The sequence below is a fragment of the Pseudomonas asuensis genome, from assembly GCF_014646755.1.
Lineage (GTDB): Bacteria > Pseudomonadota > Gammaproteobacteria > Pseudomonadales > Pseudomonadaceae > Chryseomonas > Chryseomonas asuensis.
In genome coordinates this window covers 291,804-310,239 of sequence record NZ_BMNW01000007.1, presented here as the reverse complement: position 1 = coordinate 310,239, position 18,436 = coordinate 291,804, and the positions used below count along the sequence as shown (strand labels likewise).

Sequence of the window (18,436 nt, the reverse complement as noted above, 5' to 3'; positions counted from 1 at the left end):
ACCCAAAGAAGCACGACATGACCACCTGCGAAGAATTGGCTGTCAGGCAACTACAGACCTTGGGTGTTAACACCCTGCTCCTCTTCGTCCTTTAACCCGAGTGCCTGCAGATGCTGAATCAACGCATGCAGGCTATCTTCTGTCGCGCTTAGGCGCGGCTGCTGGAGTCTCAACATGAACACACCTCACTACATTGGCGGCCACTGGGTCGCTGGCGAAGGCACTGACATCCTCAGCGTTTTCGATCCATCACGCGCCCACCCTTTCACCGAGCTTCGCGCCGCCAGCGTTGGCCAGGTCGACCAAGCCGTAAACGCCGCCCGCCAGGCGCTACCCGCCTGGAAGGCCAGCGCAACTGGCGAACGGGCCGGATACCTACGCGGCTTCGCTGAAAGCATAAGCAGGCGGCGCGAGGCGCTGATCGACGTGCAGATGCGCAACAACGGCAAGCCGCGCCACGAGGCCGAAATCGATATCGACGACGCCATAGCAACCTTTGGCTATTACGCCCATCTCGCCGAAGGCCTGGCTGATCAGCAGAATCGCCCTGTCGCCTTGGCTGCCCCTGGGTTCAGCGCCCACACGCGGTTGGAAGCGATTGGCGTGGTCGGCCTGATCGTGCCCTGGAACTTCCCTCTGGTGACCAGCGCCTGGAAGATCGCGCCAGCTTTGGCGGCCGGTTGTACCGTGGTATTGAAACCCTCAGAGGTTACCCCGCTGATTGAGCAGACCTATGGCCATATTGCCGACGAGCTGGATCTACCTGCGGGCGTGCTGAATATCGTCGGAGGCAAAGCAACAGTCGGTGGGGCCCTGAGCACCCACGCCGGGCTCGACAAACTGTCTTTTACCGGCAGTAACACTGTTGGAAGCCAGGTCATGCATAGTGCTGCCGACCATTGTCGGCCTGTAACTCTTGAGCTAGGGGGGAAGTCAGCGATCATTGTTTTCGATGATTGCGATGTCGATCAGGCCATTGAATGGATCATCGCCGGTATCTGCTGGAACGCGGGGCAAATGTGTTCGGCCACCTCCCGTCTTCTGGTTCAAAACGGCATTGCCGGTGCACTCCTGCCCCGCTTGGCAGAGGCTATGAAAAAGATGCGCGTCGGCAATCCGCTCACTGAAGAGGTCGAGATGGGCCCACTGAGCAGCGATGCGCAATGGCGTAAGGTCGGGGAATACTTTGCCATCGCCCAAGAGGAAAACCTCAACTGCCTGGCCGGCGGTACAACCCTGGATCGTCAAGGCTGGTTCGTTGCTCCAACACTCTATGTCGATGTGCCAACCGACAGCCGTTTATGGGTCGAGGAAATTTTTGGCCCGGTGCTTTGTGCTCGCCGGTTTGATAGCGAGGCGGAGGCAATAGCCCTGGCTAACGACAGCCGCTTTGGCTTGGTTGCCACCGTCGCCAGCGCCGATCTGCAGCGTGCCGAGCGGATCGCCGAGGCCCTGGAGGTCGGTCATGTGTGGATTAACTCTATCCAGGCGGTTTTCGTTGAAACTTCATGGGGTGGCACTAAGGGCAGCGGTATCGGCCGTGAACTCGGGCCTTGGGGACTAGCCTCTTACCAATCGGTCAAACATGTGACGCGTTGCCTGGGCTGAAGCCGCACCCATACTGGCGCGGCTCACCTGCGGTACCCACTCGACGATCAGCAGGTCGTCGAGTGGTTAATAGTCTATCTCTTTACTCACAAAGCCCTGGCCGTCAGGACACCCTTACCTTCCGGCTCTCTCCTCCGGCATAAAGGTAAACAGCTGCGCAAGGTATGACCGAGCAAGATCTCGGATCAGGCGATGAACTTCAGGCTCTGATCCAGACGGGCCAAGCGCGCATGGTTAGTATCGCACGCAGAAAATCTTTCCACCTGTTGGCTAGTGCTCCACTATGGAAAGAGTCCCCCTTTGATAAGCACACCCTTCTGTTTATTAGGTAATTCATCCTTATCAAATCCAAGCCTCCTAAAGTTATTTTACGGCATAGTCTACAATTAACCACTTGAATCGAAAGAGTACACAGGGATTATTTCCCCCAGAACTATCAGCCAACCACACTGCACATTATTCATCTAATTTCTCTCGCCCTGCAGATTATAAACGCAACCATAATGGCGATAAGGAAGAGGCCGCGGGCATTGAGGTTATCGAGGAATCCATAACGAAAAACATGAAAGGCTTATTTTGAACTACTGCCCTGGCTTCTGCTGCCTGTAATAGGATAAAAGCCTGAATAATTCACGAGCGAATACTTTGTGACTCTAATAACTGCGAGCGATTAAATCTAGCCTATCTCGGCAAACTCAAGACTTGTAAGTTCTACATACTTTCCGGATAGACAATCAGCTATAAACCGGCATATTACTCGGCGCTATAAATATCTATCTAGATTTAAAAAATAAAGAACTGCTTCTTGTAATCTGTTTAAGCTTTAAGCCTTAATACATGGCACTCCTGTCAGCCACGAAAGGACTATCGAATGAGTACGCGTATCGAAATCAAGACCCATCCCAAAGAAGATGACCGCTCGGCTATTCTTAAGCCTCTACGGGCTCATAATTTTTCTAAAGCGGGCGATCCAAAACCAGAATCAATCGCTCTGCTGGTCCGCGACGAGAACACTGATGAAATCATTGGAGGGCTCTATGGAGAGATATTTTATCGTTGGTTATTCATTGAGTTGCTAGCCATACCTGAAGAAGCGAGGGGCCAAGGCATAGGCTCACGGCTGATAAATATGGCTGAGGACGTTGCCCGTGAGAAAGGCTGCATCGGAATATGGCTTGATACCTTTGACTTCCAAGCGCCAGCTTTCTACCAAAAACATGGCTTCACTGAGTTTGGTCACCTTGATAATTTCCCATCAGAGCATAAGCGCTTCTTTTTCCAAAAAAGATTAGCCTAACTTGTTGGCTTCTTTCCCTTTAGGGCAGACTAAGCAATAGGCATTTTATGTAATTATTAAGGTTAATTCCTGCAATCACACTGAAACGCCGTCACTTAGGTGTAGCGAAAAATAGCTATTTAGACTCAAACAACTACACGGCTTACTCGCTACACCTAGCACCACCAATAGCCTTAAGACGAGGCAACCTGTTTCCGATCAAGGTCTTCAGCCAAACTAGTTCATCTTAGAAACGAGAATTCGCCTTATCGAAAACGCTTATTTCAGTTGGCTAACACATACGGGGCGGGCCGTAAATTAATTATACATGCTGCTTTTTTATAACCTGAAAATTAGCCTCCTTTACTTATCGAAAACCACACAAACTTCATTGGGTTTGAAGTTCGGTTTTACAAAAAGTACAGAGCCAGGCAAGCGTGTCACTTTCGGGATGGAGCGAATAAATGCATGAGCGAACCTCTCCGCACTCTTCGCACTCAACACGACGGTTTAGTTGGTCATCGTCATCATCAGGCATGCCAGACATAGAAACATCCATTTAATGTAGTCGATTATTACCAGTCGCAAACTGTAAGATTTTCACCCAATGCCTGTGAATCTCGGTACATACAGTCGAAGAACGACCAAGCCCGTCGGCTTCACTCAAAGGGCATATGGTAAAAATGGGCAAGTCGTTTGCTGTCAGCATACTGCACTTATCAGGCAGAACCGTCTATTAGCAGTAGGTATTATAATTGTAATTTTTAGTGATCCACGAGTAGCTTCTAGGCTCTACGAAACGTTGCAGGTCTTCATAAGCATCCGCGGGTTATTGTTATCGATCTACAAGACAGCCCCAGGCAGAATTGCAAACACGATTTAAAAGACACGCTCTAGGCTCTGTACGAAAAATATCTGCGCTCAGTGATGCTCTGTTAAAAATCGATTCGGAATGCTCATTTACAACACGTAAACTCCGCTTCCTTACCGATTTTTGCCTCGCCTGACCTTCGCTCGAAGACTTTTCGTACAGACCCTAGTCCATCGATACATCTTAGCCTTGGCTACACCAAAACAGATATCCAAAGAAAACTGTTCGAGATCGCAGCAGTGCTTGGCCCATAAAGGCTGAAAAAGGCAGAACTTGCGTCACCCAGATAGCAGCTGTTTTCTAAGCCCTACCATGAATAAAGGAAGCGGGAGCACTGTGTAAGACACGGGTATTTCTCGAACGCTTTACTGCCAGCCTAATCTAGACCACACCCAGTACGTTTATCGCCGTCTAGCATTACAATGCGTAGGGGCAGCCACCTGTCTATGTCTAGAGGGCAGAGCCTGTCCGTCACCAAGACTATACGCTATTGCCAAGCCAGGGCCGATTATTCAAAGGCATCAGCCGTTGCGCTAGATCGCGTATTATATAAGGCTCCGTTCATCAGCAGTGGCTCGGCTGGATAGTTCGTGTGTAGCAGGCTTTACCTTTGTTGAGGATCGACCCTTGGCTTTACCCAGCAAGCCCACCCGTAAGGTTCGTTTACGCAGACGTCTTCTGACTGTTTCATTGGCGGGCATTGCGCCGCTTGCGCTGATTGCGGGGCTCGGTCTGGCCGCTATCATTCACGAGCAAAAGTCGATAGCTGAGCAAAGGAGCCTCGAAGCGACTCGTCTTGCAGCAACGGCAATAGAAGTTGAGATCAATCGTTCACTGGACCTGCTAAAAACTCTCTCGCAGTCCCCATTTCTCGATGATGGAGACCTTGATAATTATCAGGAACTGATCCGGCGCGTGGTGCCCTTGGTGCCTGGTTGGAAAACTGTCATTCTCGCCACACCGGACGGTAAAGTCCTGAGAAGGATTGCAGCTCATCATATAAGCGCAGATGGCCCTCTGGCAGAACCAGAAAGCTTTATGCAGGTCGTGAGCAGCCTTAAACCCGTCATTGGGCAATTAGGCGCAGGCCCTTCAGGTGCGCTGGCTATTCCGTTACGCATGCCTATTGTACGTAATGGAAAGCTGATTTATGTCTTGACTGCAGTGCTTAAGCCTGACGTTATTTTCAATGTGATCAACCTTCGGCGCCTACCCAGCGATTGGGTCGCTACAGTGGTGGATGCGAATGGCCGACGCATTGCACGCACACAGAATCATGAGAAGACCCAGGGCGAGCCTGCTTCGTCTTCCCTCATGACGCTAACCAAACAAAATACAAACGAAGGCAGCGGGCTCAGCCAAACCGTTGAAGGTAAAACAGTTTATTCGGCCTACGTTCATCTCAAGGAGGCTGGCTGGTTTGTAGCTACCGGTATTCCCGCTCAGAACGTTGCCAAGAATGCCTTCAAGGCATTTGCCGTCTATGGTGGCGGCCTTCTACTCTCCTTGATCGTAGCGTTGTTGGCGACCCGGTACGCTTCGCGACGTATTAATGACCCTATGCGCGCGCTACGTCACGCTGCCTTGGCTATCGGTCAGCGCCAGATCCCTCATCTACCCGAGACTGAGATCCGGGAAATCGATGATGTGGCTCAAGCGCTCATTGCTTCAGCAACGGCGCGACAGGAGAGTGAGCAGCAGCGTGACCTCCTGGTCTCGCGTCTGCAAAAAGCCCAGACGGCCCTGTCACAGCAAGTCGAGGATTTAGAAGGACTGTATGCGCTCAATCAACGTCTGTTACAGCTATCCTCATTACCTGAACAGCTAAACGCCATTTTGAGCCTGGTATGCGAGCTGCTAGACGCACCGGGGGGGTTCATAGGGCTAAAAGACACGGCTTCGACAACCGGGCAGCTAATCAGCAAGGGACTATCGGACGCCTCGCTGTCTTTAATACCCCACCAGGGTATGGCCGACAACCTTACGAGGAACATGGGGCTGCTTCAATCCGAAGGTTTCAGAACGCACCATGAGGTCACGATACGACGTGACGGCCAGGAGACACTGGGCTGGCTGACAATATTGTTCAGGAAGATTCACGAGCCATCTCCACGAGAAATCCGGCTTGCCGAAATTTGTGCAGCAACGGCAGCACTCTTTATTGACCGCGCAAACCAGCAGGAAAAAGCCAGACGCTCCGAACAGCAGCTGCACATTGCGCTTAACTCATCGGCTATCCCTTTCGCGATTCTCTCACCCGTGACGGATGCGCGCGCGTCGACTGAAGACTTCGTGTTGGCGTATATCAATGATGCTGGAGCAACTGCCCTACGATCCAATGCACTAGCGCTTACAGACAACCGTGTCAGCGAAGTGCTAGTTGGCTGGATGCAAGGAGACATCTATTGCACGTTGCGTGACGTCATGACCAGCGGCAAACCCAAGGCGTTTGAGTCGCTGGTGGAAACGAATGCTTGCCAGGGGTGGTTTCAGATCGTAGCCACCCCCTTCCAACGTAATATGGCCGTCTGGTTTGCCGATATCAGCGAGCGCAAACGTCAGGAGCAGCAGCTTCGCGAAGCCGATCGGCAAAAAGATGAGTTTCTGGCAACGCTGGCTCATGAATTAAGAAATCCACTGGCGCCTATTCGTCAGGCAGTCAGCCTGTTGGAAACAGGCCATATCAGCCAGGAGCAGCGTCGTTGGAGCCAGGACATTATCAAACGCCAAGTGACCCATATGGGGATGCTGCTGGATGATCTGCTTGATGTCTCTCGGATCACCCGTGGCAAGATCGAGTTGCGTAAGCAGCCTACACCTTTGGCCTCCGTCATACGTGCCGCCGTTGATACGACAAAGCCCCTGTACGAGGCAAAACAGCATGCGCTGACGGTTGGCTTCCTGCAGACTTTATTGCCTTGAATGTCGATCCGTTACGGCTTGAGCAGATTCTTATCAATCTCTTGAGCAACGCGGCCAAATATACGCCCCAAGGGGGAAAGGTCACAGTTACCACGGCCCTCCACGGCAGTGAGGTATCCATTAAGGTATCGGATAATGGCATTGGCATTGAACCTGAAGTTCTTCCTTCCCTGTTCGAGATGTTTGTTCAGGTGCCTAAATCCAGTGAAGAAACCAATAGCGGCCTGGGCATTGGCCTAGCGCTAGCCCAATCTCTGGCGCAGCTGCACGACGGTACGCTTACAGTGGCCAGTGACGGCCCGGGCAAAGGTGCCAGCTTCACACTCAGTCTGCCTTACGATGAAACGTTAAAGGTACCGGAGACTATTATCCCGGTGGCTTCCGTATCGACAGCAGCTCCCCGTCGTATCCTTGTTGTCGACGATAATCCTGACATTGCAGAAACCATGGCTGAACTGTTGCGCCTGGAAGATCATGAGGTATCGCTGGCTTATAACGGCTATCAGGCATTGGAGCTTTTCAAAGCGACCACGCCTGATGTGGTGTTACTGGATGTAGGCATGCCTGGGATGACTGGTCATCAGGTAGCCCAGGCTATTCGGGCGTTGCCGGAAGGTAAACACACACTGCTTATAGCGATTACGGGATGGGGTCAGACTCAGGACAAAGAAAAAGCCCTGCAGGCAGGCTTTGATTATCACTTTACCAAGCCGGTGAGCATTGCCGATATCTACGCTCTTCTCTAGGGGCACTGCTGGAGTTATGGCAGTGCCGGCTCGCTTGTGTCAGGACGCATGAAGCAAACTTCTTCTGAAGATATATCATCGCCTTTACTGACGCACCGGGAGAGTGTTCAGTACCATGTCGTGTATATCTACTTTCACCTCCCTGAGAGCTACGGATGACATTACCTACACGAACCTACTCCGCTTTTCTCTTCGACATGGACGGCACACTACTGACCAGCATTGCCTCTGCTGAACGCGCCTGGACGCAGTGGGCATTAGGTCACGGCCTTGATCCAGCCGATCTTATCGCCGTTATGCACGGAGTACGTGCCGTGGAAACCGTCCGCCGATTTGCGCCGCCCGGCGCGGATATAGAAGCAGAAACACGGGCAATAACAGAAGCAGAGATAGCCGATACCTCGGATGTAAGGGAAATCGCCGGGGCCGCTGCCTTTCTTGCCAGCCTCCCGGCAGGCCGCTGGGCACTCGTCACCTCCGCGTCACGTCGTCTGGCTGAAGCAAGGCTTGGCGCAGCGGGCATGGAATTGCCAGCCGTCATCATTTCGTCCGAAGATGTAGAGCATGGCAAGCCAGCACCGGATTGCTTCCTGGCAGGCGCAAAAGCTCTGGGGGTCGATATCAGCGAATGTCTGGTCTTCGAGGATACTCATGCAGGCATTACTGCAGCGCAGGCAGCTGGCGCCGACGTTGTGGTCATAACCGCTACCCATAAGACACCGCTGGATGTGCCCCACCCTGGCCTAGCGCACTACACCGACGTGCGTATCGAGCAAGAGTCGGATGGCCGATTCCGGCTGGTTACGGCTACGCATTGAGATAGCGCAGCAGGCCTGCAGGTGTTCACTTGTCAGGCCTGCCCAACACCGCACTTAACTCTTAGGGTGCCAGATAACGTTCATCAAGCCGTACGCGTGTCTTATGCGGGCGATCCATGGCGTTGGCTCCAGCGCTTACATTATAGCTCCCTGCATGGATATGCCAGCTATTGAAGCGCTCATCGAACCGAGCAACCAGACGCGGGTCAACTGTCACCTTTACCCGCTTGGTATGCCCTGGCTTGAGTTCAACGCGATCCCAGCCTACCAAGCGACTCGTGAATCCGTTTTTCCTTGATGGGTTTTCGATATAAAACTGAGGCGTATCAATCCCCTTAGCCTTGCCGCGGTTAGTAACGTCCATGCTCAGCACCAGCTTGCGGCCATGTGTTTCGGCTCTGAGGTTGCTGTATTTGAATTGGGTATAAGACAGTCCATAGCCAAACGGGAACAGCGGCTTCTTGCCTTCTCGCTCATACCATTTGTAGCCCACGTCAGCGCCTTCGATGTTGTAATTCTCTGAAAAGAACTCGTCAGGTATTACAAAAGGGCTTGAAGTCGTGGTTGAGGGGTCACGCATGGTAGGCCGTGGCAGTTGGCTTTCATCCTGGGGAAAGGTAACCGGCAAGCGACCAGACGGGTTGACACGGCCAAACAGGACACCCGCAATAGCTTCACCACCTTTGGCTCCAGAATACCAGGCCTCCAGTACCGCTGGCACTCGGTTGAGCCAAGGCATCTTTACGGGGCCGCCTGTCTCAAGCACAACGGTTGTTCTTGGGTTGGCCTTGGCAACCGCCTCAATCAAGGCATCCTGATTATCTGGTAGGCTCAAGTTAGGGGCATCGACTCCCTCGGTTGTCCATTGCTGAGCGAAAACGATAACGGCATCTGCACCTTTGGCCAGTCTGGCCGCCCGCTGAATATCTTCTCCGCTGTCATAGACCACCTGGGCGCGCGGCGCTTCGGCCTGGATGGCCTTCAACGGTGATGAGGGGTGATAGACCTGGCTGACATAAGGATCTACTGGCAGGACCAGGCTTCCTATGGGGGTAACCTGGGCAGAACCACCACCCGATAAAACACCGGCATCCGCATGGCTGCCAATCAGGACGATACGTCTCAATGTACGCGAGAGCGGTAACTGGTTGCGGTCGTTTTTCAGGAGCACAATGCCCTGCTCTGCCGTCGCCTTGGCCACCTTGGCATGGGCTTTAAAGTCTATGTCAGCTAGCTTTGGCGGATGATCAACGGCTCCTACGGCAAACAGACTGCGCACAACACGCATGGCCATATCGTCCAGCCGCTCCGGGGATACACGTCCCTCCTGCACAGCCTTCTTCAGTGGCTCGCCAAAATAGATGATCGGGTCCAGGTTTTCTCCGGACTCCTGATCCAGTCCTGCAAGGGCTGCCTTCTCAGTGCTGGCAGTAGCGCCCCAGTCGGACATGACCCAGCCTTTGTACTTCCAGTCACCCTTCAGCACCTGATTGATGAGAAAGGCATTTTCCGATGTATAGGTGCCGTTGTACTGGTTGTAGGAAGTCATCACCGAGCCCGGCTGACCTTTTTCAATGGCAAGCTCGAAGGCCAGAAGATCGGATTCACGTGCGGTCCCTTCCTTTATGTCGGAGCTCACCGCTACGCGGCCCGTCTCCTGAGCATTCAGGGCATAGTGCTTGACCGTCGAGACAACGTGCTTACTTTGTATACCCTTAATGGCATAGCCTCCCACGGTGCCGGCCAGCAGAGGGTCATCGCCCACGTTTTCAAAGTTACGCCCGCTGCGAGGCTCCCGGACCAGATTGACGCCGCCGGCCAACATGACGTTAATACCCTTGGCGTGCGCTTCGGTGCCGATCACTCTGCCGCCCTGGTAAGCCAGCTCAGGGTCAAACGTAGCGGCCAGCATCATGCTGGAAGGCAACGCTGTAGCGTTATCGTTTGGGCGGATGTTTGAAGGGTTAGCCACCCCCATGCTAGCGTCACTTTCCTGCAATGCGGGGATGCCAAGGCGGGGGACTCCCGGTGCATAGCCAGCCGAGCCAACCGCTCCGTCTGGCTTAGGCGTGTTACCGATTGGAAACGGGAAGCCTACCTGGGTATGCAAGAGCGATATCTTTTCATCGATCGTCATTGCCTTGACAGCAGCCTCAGCACGACGGTCCGCTGAGTCTTTGTGATCGGTTGAATAGGCAGCCCAACCGTGATTCACGCTAAATAAAGCAGCACCTACTATTGCAAGAGAAAAACAACTACGCAGGTTTGTTATTTTCATTTCTTGTCCCGAGCCGAGCGATTACCTTCTTATTGAATGTGCCTGGGATGTATCACTGCTCAAAGACCTACCCTAAACACGTATGTCCGGAGCGTAGTGAATCGGGATACAGGAAAGAGATGACGCTTACGTCACCCCCTCATCGATCCTTGAATTCAATCCGTCTTCTCTGTCCTTGATCGATACTCAACCGGTCTGCTCAGCTTACTTTTCTTTAAAACGTCGCTCTTCCGTCTTGAGGCTGAAAGGCCCTCCTCCTTCTAGCCGAGGAGAGCCAGCCGCATGATCAGCCAGAAGAAAAATGGGGCAGGATAATAGGCGATCAATACCGTAATGCTGCCTATAACGCTCAGGTAATACAGGTGCGGTACCTTACAGAGGCTCAGCATCAACTACCGTAACGGCATGACAGGAATACTCTTCTTATACGACAGGCTTTCGCTGCTAAAGAGAGGCTATTTTTGCAGACAACAAAAAACCCGCCGAAGCGGTTTTTTGCTGACCATGCTCAATATCCGTATCAAGCTGCCATCCTGGCTTGGTCATCATCCTTGACCTGACTGAGCGCGTCCTGCGTCCATCCGATATGTGTAGATTAAGAGATAACATGGTTAAGCAATAGAGCTGCTCTTCCCTCTTTTGTGTAAGCCTTTTGCTATATATGGACCAGCATGGTCCTTGCGCCGGACCTAAGCGGGTTAGAGCTCACTGGCAAACCGCTTGACCGCCCCCACGACCTGCTTTGCGCCGTCCTGAATCTCGACGATTGCCAACCCAGCCTGGGTAGCCAACTCCAGTCCACGCGCAGCCTGCTCACGGCTACTGGCCATGCCACGTACGGCGGTTTCGGTCATCTTCTGATTCTGCTGCACAACCTCTATGATCTCTTCTGTCGCTGCACTGGTACGCCCTGCCAACTGCCGGACTTCATCAGCGACCACCGCAAACCCCCGGCCCTGCTCGCCAGCCCGAGCCGCTTCGATTGCAGCATTGAGCGCTAAGAGATTTGTTTGTGCAGCGATGCCGCCAATAGTCTGAACGATGGAGTTGATCAGCAGTGACTGCCGATCCAGCGCTTCGATTCCTTCCGAGGCGGACTGCATCTCGACCGAGATCTGCTGCATGGTCTCGACGGCATTATTGACGACAGAGGCACCCCGCTGAGCAATGACGTCTGTCTGCCTGGAAATATCAAAGGCAATGCCAGCGGCTTCACGTACTTCGGCCTCCCGCAGCACCTGATCCGTAACAACCGTAGCGAACTTCACCACTTTGTAGAGTCGGTTATGCGAGTCATATACAGGGTTGTACGTGGCCTCAAGCCAAACCTCATTGCCATGGCTATCAACACGCTTGAAGCGACCTGCAGCAAATTCGCCCCGATTGAGCTTGGCCCAGAACTCACTGTAACTGGCAGAGGATGCCTCTTCTGGCGTGCAAAAGAGACGATGATGCTTGCCTATGACTTGCTGTGGTGAATATCCCATTGTGCGGAAGAAAAGATCATTAGCCTTGATTACGATACCTTCCAGGTTGAACTCAATCACTGCTGTAGAGCGCAGCAGTGCATTGATAAAGTGCTCGTTCTCCTTGGCAAGCTCAATGCTTTTAGTGACTTCCTTACCAAAGCCTTGAATATAGGAAAGCCTGTTCTCATCATCTCGGATGGGTTGCCAATGGATACTTATCCAGGCAAGCGCTCCATCCTTGCGGACATAGCGATATTCATCGCTGACAGGAAGACCCTTAGCGACCGCTGCACGAAAGTTATGAAAACAGGGCAGTGTCTTCACATACGGAGGCACAATATCCGCCATCGGGCGACCTATGACCTGATCAGCCGCGTAACCCAGAATCTGAAGAAATCTGTCATTAACGCTTCGGATACGAAAATCAGGATCAAGGGTCAGGGCAGCCATTGAGTCGTTCATTCCGTTGACTATCTGACGTAAAGCAATGAGCTCTGCAGCTTGGACTTGCAAGTCCTTTTTCAAGCGAGCATTAAACATTATGCACCGGCTAAACCAAGAGTAGGTCATTCGTTAACGGCAGATCTGGTGCATTTCTTTAGTGGCCAATTGCAACTTTTGGCTGATAGCCATAGTGCCGCCAAACGCTCTAGCAAGCGGGCAACAGCGTGAGCCTTATGGGTAAGTTTTGGCTGTAAGCGTTCACTCTGGAAATGCGCCCATTTCGCTTACCTCTCTTCTTCGCTATACAAGTACAAGGACCGCTTTGTGTCGTAAGCACTCCATGTCGTACAGACCTGCTGGACTTGATTACAGGAGTGAGCCTATAACCTGACTAGCATTAGCCATATGACTTCCAAGAAGAGATTCCAATGCATATCGACAGAATCGATCACCTTGTATTGACCGTTCGAAGCATTGAGCAAACATGTGAGTTTTATACCCGCGTGCTGGGTATGGAGGTCATTACGTTTGGTAAGGGACGTAAAGCTTTAGCGTTTGGCAGCCAGAAATTCAATCTGCATGAAGTGGGAAAAGAGTTTGAGCCCAAGGCTGAGCAGGCGACACCGGGCGCGATCGACATCTGTTTGATTACCCGCACGCCGATGGAAGACGTCATGACTCATCTGGATTCAATGGGCGTTAGCATTATTGAAGGGCCTGTACAGCGTACTGGTGCTACTGGGACGATCATCTCGGTTTACTTTCGGGACCCGAACATGAATCTTATCGAAATCTCGAATTATAAGACCCCATAAAAGGTAACATTTACTTTGATACGTCCTGCAAACTGATTGATATAGATAAGCCTGATAATGACTAGAGAGACTGCAAAGTTGCGCGGGTAATTCGTACCGCGACAAAACGCTCAAACCTTTATCAAAAGTCCCAAGCCACTCATGAGGCGTTGATGAACCTGCTTTGCCTGAATCCATCGATCATTCTGGCGCTTTATGGTTGCCTCAACAGATGAAGGCACGCTCAGTCTGGCAATGTCGATTCAGAATACATCCGTCCATAACCAGCTTAAAGTACTCAATGCTTCTCATATGGTGGTGCTTTGTATCCATACAGATATGACCGAGGAACATCTGGGTGCCATTCCAAGCAGAAAGATCATGTTGACGCTTTCCTCTCCAAGAAGACTAGAGCAGTGCGACACAAGAACCATCATCATTACGTGACTCGGAATGGAAAAGTAAACCAATCTGGTAACGCCAGAGGCTGTAAGAAAAGTCTTAGAGCGAAGGTCAGGCGAGGCAAAATCGGTAAGAAAGCAGAGTTTACGTGTTGTAAATGAGCATTCCGAATCGATTTTTAACAGAGCATCACCGAGCGCAGATATTTTTCGTACAGAGCCTAGGAACGGTATCGCTGGGCACAGCTCATCTGGGTATTGGCAAGCTGAATATAGTGTTGGGGCTGCATGAACAGGGCTTTACCAGTCGAGTTCTGGTGAGCTTCGGCTATTGGGCCGATGCAGGCTTCACCGCAAGGCTCCCTAAATTACAACTACCGGGCAAGCGCCTACTCACTTACGTGAAAAGGCCAGGCACCAAAGAAAAAGCGTAATTGGCAGCTGGCCTTCGAATACACGCATGGACATTAGCCTTTGCCCTAAACGTACTTCTTTAGCGCACCAGACGACAGGCTTACCCGCTAGCGCTCCAGCCAATTGAACAATGCCTTGTACTGCTGGGTCAGCTTGTGGCCAGGGTCCAGGTGGATAAGCGGCTTACTCTGCTGATGGGACTCTCTCATCTTGACCGAGCCCATGAGATGGGTCGGGATAACCGGCATATCTGTCTTTTCCAGCTCGCTCAATAGTGCTCGAGGCACTCCCGCATTGGCCTGGAATTGATTGACGACGATACCTTCCACACGTAGCCGGTCACTAAAGTCTTCCTTGATATCTTCAATATCAACGAAAAGCTCACGCAGCGCATTTAGCGAAAATGTATCGCAGTCAAAGGGAATGAGGCAGCGGTCGGACGCAATCAGAGCCGATACGCTATAGAAATTCAAAGCCGGTGGTGTATCCAGGTAAATACGATCGTACTCACTGATCAACTTCTCAAGGTATTTACCCAATTTCTGGATTTTATATTTGGCTTCGAGCTTCATCTGAATATCTTCCAGCTCACGGGAAGCGGTAATGATGCTCAGATTATGAAAAGGCGTCTCGTGAATAGAAGCCTTGGCTTTTTTGGCTGAATCGGAGACCGTTTGCTTGAAGAAGTCAGCAATGCCGATCGGGACCGAGTCGCCTACACAGCCTGTTAAATAATGGGTGGAATTGGCCTGTGGGTCCAGGTCAATCAGCAATGTGCGAAAACCTTCAGCGGCGCTGATGGCTGCGAGATTGCAGGCAATACTGGTCTTGCCTACGCCCCCCTTTTTATTGAAAACCGCTCTAATCATTTGGCTTGAAATCTACTCCTTGAGTTTGTAAGACAGTGAGGCACTGCATTTGGGGGCGGCACTCCTTGGCCAGAGTCCGCCTCCGCCTTTTACACTGCCTCGGCCAAACTTTCCCTGGTCAGCCAGACGTCTTGCAGCGCATCAATGCGAGTTGAAAGCTTTCGAGCAAAAGAATCGGCCTCATATTCCGTGTGAAACTTGATCGGAACATCATTCAGCCAAACAATCCACGTGGACTCAGCTTGTATTTTTTCTATGCGTATATCCATTTCACATGCTCTAAACTTTAAAGAGTTTTATTTCTTGTTTTTGTAGGTACCTTTTAACCTTAAGGAAATAAATTGTCCATGTTCTTATAACAATAAGGTAGGAAAAGTTTCATATTCAGACGCTTTGTTACACTATTATTTCAATAATGTTAATTTTTAATTTCATGACTGAAAATGATATCAAAACAATATCAAACCTATATTTATTATATAGATAATCTTAAATTTCTCTATTATCCAGTATTATCAGATATATATTTGTAAAAGACCTCAATTAACAATTGACTATCGAGCGCATATCCGGGGTGTCGTAAGGAAAAATGAAAGAACACCGCTACGACTAAGATTCCCTTGAGTTGTGATGGGGCAATGCCCAATGTCTGCTCGGTTAGCCTTGCCTTAATAATCGCGTTCATGATCCAAGAACCCACTTGCCATCGGATAGGGCCCCGCTTGGGAATGCCACTTGAAGCTACCAATGCATAGGGTATCGATTATGGGTAGTGGCAAGTTTAGACCTAAGTCCTTGCACACCGCTTTCCTAGAAAAGGCGTATATCAAGCCACGGTGACACAACATCATGGAAGAGAACAACGTTACGCCTCGCGCTCAGCCAGGGCGATCAAGCACTAGAAGGCAAGGTATTCATGACTTGCCCAAACGTCCCTCCAACAATTCAAGAAAAATTTTGACTCTTAACGGTATGTACCGCCGCGTAGGCAATAATGCCCAAATGGAAAGCGCCTGCGGTTGAACGTCTTCCAGCCTTACCTCTACCAGCAAGCCTGCTGCCAATTCCTCATGCACATCCCAATAGGTCAGCTGCGCCAGTCCCAACCCTTGAAGACAGGCCGTTCGGATGCCTTCAAGGCTGCTGCTGGAAAGCCGACCCTCGACACGAATCGAGCGCACCTGCTGCTCCGCCATGAAAGACCAGTGCTGTATGCCATTTAGCAGGAGGCAGGCGTGACGGGCCAATTCACTTGAGTTAACAGGCGTGCCGTTGAGCCGCAGGTACTGCGGGGAGGCGCACAACACACGTGGATTGACTGCAAGCTGACGTACGATCAGATTCGAGTCTCGCAAGGGAGCAATGCGAATGGCTACGTCTATACCGCCGCCCACGATATCGACAATGCTATCACTCAGATTCAAATCAACCTTCAAGGCGGGATGTTCTGCCAATAACTGAGGCAACAGAGGCGCAATAACTGTGCGACCAAAAACGGCTGGCGCGGTAACCTTGAGCATACCGCGAGCACCAGAAGCCTCCGGAGAAAGCGTAGCACGTGCAGCCTCCTCGGCCTCCAGCATGGTCTGGGCATACGGTAAAAATGCCTCGCCTTCGGGCGTCAGCGATACGGAGCGAGTTGTGCGGTGAATCAGCCGAACCCGTAATTCACGCTCCAATGCTGCCAGCCGACGTGAAACAGACATAGGTGTCATACCGAGGCGTCGGGCTGCACCTGACAAACTCCCCGCCACTGCAATGGCTGCCAGGACGCCAACATCTTTCATATCCATAGACTTTAACGCCTACCGTTATACCGGTTACTCACTTGGGCAGACTACAGATGTACTCAAGATATCGCTATCGTAGCCACACGCTCTCTTCAAGCCTATCGATAAAGGCTTGGCAAACCTTTCTTTGCATTAAAGCCTTTGGAGACATCATCCCATGGTCAAGACGCTATTCACTCATTTCGATATAAACGGCGTATCGTTAAATAACCGCCTCGCCGTAGCACCTATGACACGTGTCAGTGCCAATAAGGACGGGACACCGAACGACACCATGAATCGTTACTACGAGCGCTTTGCACGTGGCGGGTTTGGGTTGATCATCACGGAAGGCTTGTATACCGATCAGGCTTATGCTCAGGGTTATGCGTGTCAGCCCGGGCTAAGCGATGACGTGCAAGCCCAGGCCTGGAAACCTCTTGTGGATACCATGCATGCCCAGGGCAGCAAAGTCTTTGCGCAGCTCATGCATGCTGGCGCACTAACTCAGGGCAATCGGTTCCGTACCAGCACCCTCGCCCCCTCTGCCCTCCAACCCAAGGGCGAGCAGATGACGTTCTACCGTGGCCAAGGCCCTTATCCCCTGCCAAAAGCAATGACCGAAGCAGACATCGCTGATGTCATCAGCAGCTTTGCCCAGGCAGCCAAGCGGGCGGTAGAGGTTGCAGGATTTGATGGTATTGAGATTCACGGTGCCAACGGCTACCTGCTCGACCAGTTCTTTACCGATTACACCAATACGCGTGATGACCGCTGGGGTGGTGATATTCGCCAACGCCTTTCATTGAGCCTTGAAGTGTATAAAGCGGTTCGCTCTGCAGTCGGCGCTGACGTGCCCGTGGGGATCCGCATCTCCCAAGGTAAGGTGAACGATTTCGAGCACAAATGGAAAGAAGGCGAAGCCGGTGCCGAAATCGTGTTTAGTGCATTGGCTGAAGCGGGTATCGACTTCATCCACGTGACGGAGCACGAAGCGTGGCAGTCCGCTTTTGGCCAAGGGCCCAGCCTTGCAGCCTTGGCACGCCGCTATGCCCCTAACGTTACAGTCATTGCCAACGGCAAGTTGCATGATCCGGAGCGGGCAGCACAGGCTCTGGAAGACGGCGCCAATCTGGTAGCCATTGGACGCGGAGCGCTCGCCAACCCCGACTGGCCACAAAAAGTGGAGAACTCACAGGCATTGGCCGAATTCGATCCTAACCTGCTAGGCTCGATTGCCCATATCAAAGAATCCGAAACACTCTGATGTCTAGGCCTTTACCAAAGTAATATTCAAGCGATACAGCCACCCAAACGGCCAGACACCTGTCTGGCCGTTCTGCTCCAGTCTTACGATGCTAGACGCTCCCATGTCTTTTCTCAGCGAATGCTAGTGCACTCAGGCTTGCCTCTCTCGTAACGCCTCTCTCCATGTGTAGGTTTTCCCATATCAGCTGGCATATGGTGTGGCCTATCATGGGGCTCATGTGGATGATAGGACTAAGAATAGCGACGCGACGTTACCGATGATAAACAGACTCAAGGAGCTGCGCGCCGAACGTAACTGGTCCCAGGCCGATCTCGCCTCGCAGCTCGACGTTTCCCGACAAACCATCAACGCTGTCGAAAACGGCCGCTACGACCCTAGTCTGCCACTGGCTTTTCAGATAGCACGGATTTTTGCTTTGCCTATTGAGGTAATCTTTAATGATGAACAATAAGGGTTACTAATGCACTCACTTAGTATGGCTCTACCG

At 51.7% G+C, this 18,436-nt stretch carries 14 protein-coding genes and 2 pseudogenes; 10 read left to right on the top strand and 6 right to left on the bottom strand.

The window, feature by feature from the left end; all coding sequences use genetic code 11:
- Positions 1–50 precede the first annotated feature (50 nt).
- Positions 51–176 (bottom strand): hypothetical protein, encoded by a 126-nt coding sequence (locus IEX86_RS25435; protein ID WP_268239870.1) that lies wholly within the window; start codon positions 174–176, stop codon positions 51–53.
- Between IEX86_RS25435 and IEX86_RS16650 the strand changes: the two genes are divergently transcribed.
- The 5 genes from IEX86_RS16650 to IEX86_RS16630 all read left to right on the top strand — a co-directional run bounded on the left by IEX86_RS16650 (position 175) and on the right by IEX86_RS16630 (position 8,241).
- On the top strand, positions 175–1,608 hold the full coding sequence (locus IEX86_RS16650) for an aldehyde dehydrogenase family protein (protein WP_188867256.1): 1,434 nt from the start codon (positions 175–177) through the stop codon (positions 1,606–1,608). The genes IEX86_RS25435 and IEX86_RS16650 overlap by 2 nt on opposite strands.
- 871 nt (positions 1,609–2,479) lie before the next feature.
- Positions 2,480–2,905 (top strand): GNAT family N-acetyltransferase, encoded by a 426-nt coding sequence (locus IEX86_RS16645; protein WP_188867255.1) that lies wholly within the window; start codon positions 2,480–2,482, stop codon positions 2,903–2,905.
- A gap of 1,477 nt (positions 2,906–4,382) precedes the next feature.
- Complete coding sequence (locus IEX86_RS16640) at positions 4,383–6,677, top strand: histidine kinase dimerization/phospho-acceptor domain-containing protein (RefSeq protein WP_188867254.1); 2,295 nt, start codon at positions 4,383–4,385, stop codon at positions 6,675–6,677.
- On the top strand, positions 6,674–7,423 hold the full coding sequence (locus IEX86_RS16635) for an ATP-binding protein (protein ID WP_188867253.1): 750 nt from the start codon (positions 6,674–6,676) through the stop codon (positions 7,421–7,423). The genes IEX86_RS16640 and IEX86_RS16635 overlap by 4 nt, the downstream gene beginning before the upstream one ends.
- A 155-nt stretch (positions 7,424–7,578) precedes the next feature.
- Complete coding sequence (locus IEX86_RS16630; RefSeq protein ID WP_188867252.1) at positions 7,579–8,241, top strand: HAD-IA family hydrolase; 663 nt, start codon at positions 7,579–7,581, stop codon at positions 8,239–8,241.
- A 61-nt stretch (positions 8,242–8,302) separates the two neighbouring features.
- On the opposite strand, the gene IEX86_RS16625 is transcribed toward IEX86_RS16630, so the two are convergent.
- The 3 genes and pseudogenes from IEX86_RS16625 to IEX86_RS25785 form a co-directional block, all read right to left on the bottom strand.
- A complete protein-coding gene (locus IEX86_RS16625) occupies positions 8,303–10,519 on the bottom strand; it encodes a beta-glucosidase family protein (RefSeq protein ID WP_188867251.1) in 2,217 nt (738 codons plus the stop codon).
- Between the two features lie 698 nt (positions 10,520–11,217).
- Positions 11,218–11,652: pseudogene (locus tag IEX86_RS25790) on the bottom strand (methyl-accepting chemotaxis protein); the annotation flags it as partial.
- A gap of 114 nt (positions 11,653–11,766) precedes the next feature.
- Positions 11,767–12,528: pseudogene (locus IEX86_RS25785) on the bottom strand (PAS domain-containing protein); the annotation flags it as partial.
- A 332-nt stretch (positions 12,529–12,860) separates the two neighbouring features.
- On the opposite strand from IEX86_RS25785, the gene IEX86_RS16615 reads away from it, so the two are divergent.
- The 3 genes from IEX86_RS16615 (at position 12,861) to IEX86_RS16605 (ending at position 14,061) form a co-directional block, all read left to right on the top strand.
- Positions 12,861–13,247 (top strand): VOC family protein, encoded by a 387-nt coding sequence (locus IEX86_RS16615; protein ID WP_188867249.1) that lies wholly within the window; start codon positions 12,861–12,863, stop codon positions 13,245–13,247.
- 195 nt (positions 13,248–13,442) lie between these two features.
- Positions 13,443–13,673: a nitroreductase family protein gene (locus IEX86_RS16610; RefSeq protein ID WP_188867248.1), complete on the top strand. Its 231-nt coding sequence runs from the start codon at positions 13,443–13,445 to the stop codon at positions 13,671–13,673.
- Positions 13,674–13,785: 112 nt separating this feature from the next.
- Entirely contained in the window at positions 13,786–14,061 is a 276-nt protein-coding gene (locus IEX86_RS16605; protein WP_188867247.1) for a nitroreductase family protein, read from the top strand.
- An 87-nt stretch (positions 14,062–14,148) separates the two neighbouring features.
- Here IEX86_RS16605 and IEX86_RS16600 read toward each other — a convergent pair whose 3' ends face one another.
- Positions 14,149–14,910: a ParA family protein gene (locus IEX86_RS16600; RefSeq protein ID WP_188867246.1), complete on the bottom strand. Its 762-nt coding sequence runs from the start codon at positions 14,908–14,910 to the stop codon at positions 14,149–14,151.
- Between the two features lie 914 nt (positions 14,911–15,824).
- Complete coding sequence (locus tag IEX86_RS16595; RefSeq protein WP_188867245.1) at positions 15,825–16,703, bottom strand: LysR family transcriptional regulator; 879 nt, start codon at positions 16,701–16,703, stop codon at positions 15,825–15,827.
- Positions 16,704–16,857: 154 nt separating this feature from the next.
- Here IEX86_RS16595 and IEX86_RS16590 point away from each other — a divergent pair, with 154 nt between their 5' ends.
- Positions 16,858–17,946 (top strand): NADH:flavin oxidoreductase, encoded by a 1,089-nt coding sequence (locus IEX86_RS16590; RefSeq protein WP_188867244.1) that lies wholly within the window; start codon positions 16,858–16,860, stop codon positions 17,944–17,946.
- Between the two features lie 259 nt (positions 17,947–18,205).
- A complete protein-coding gene (locus tag IEX86_RS16585) occupies positions 18,206–18,400 on the top strand; it encodes a helix-turn-helix transcriptional regulator (RefSeq protein ID WP_188867243.1) in 195 nt (64 codons plus the stop codon).
- Positions 18,401–18,436: the final 36 nt, after the last annotated feature.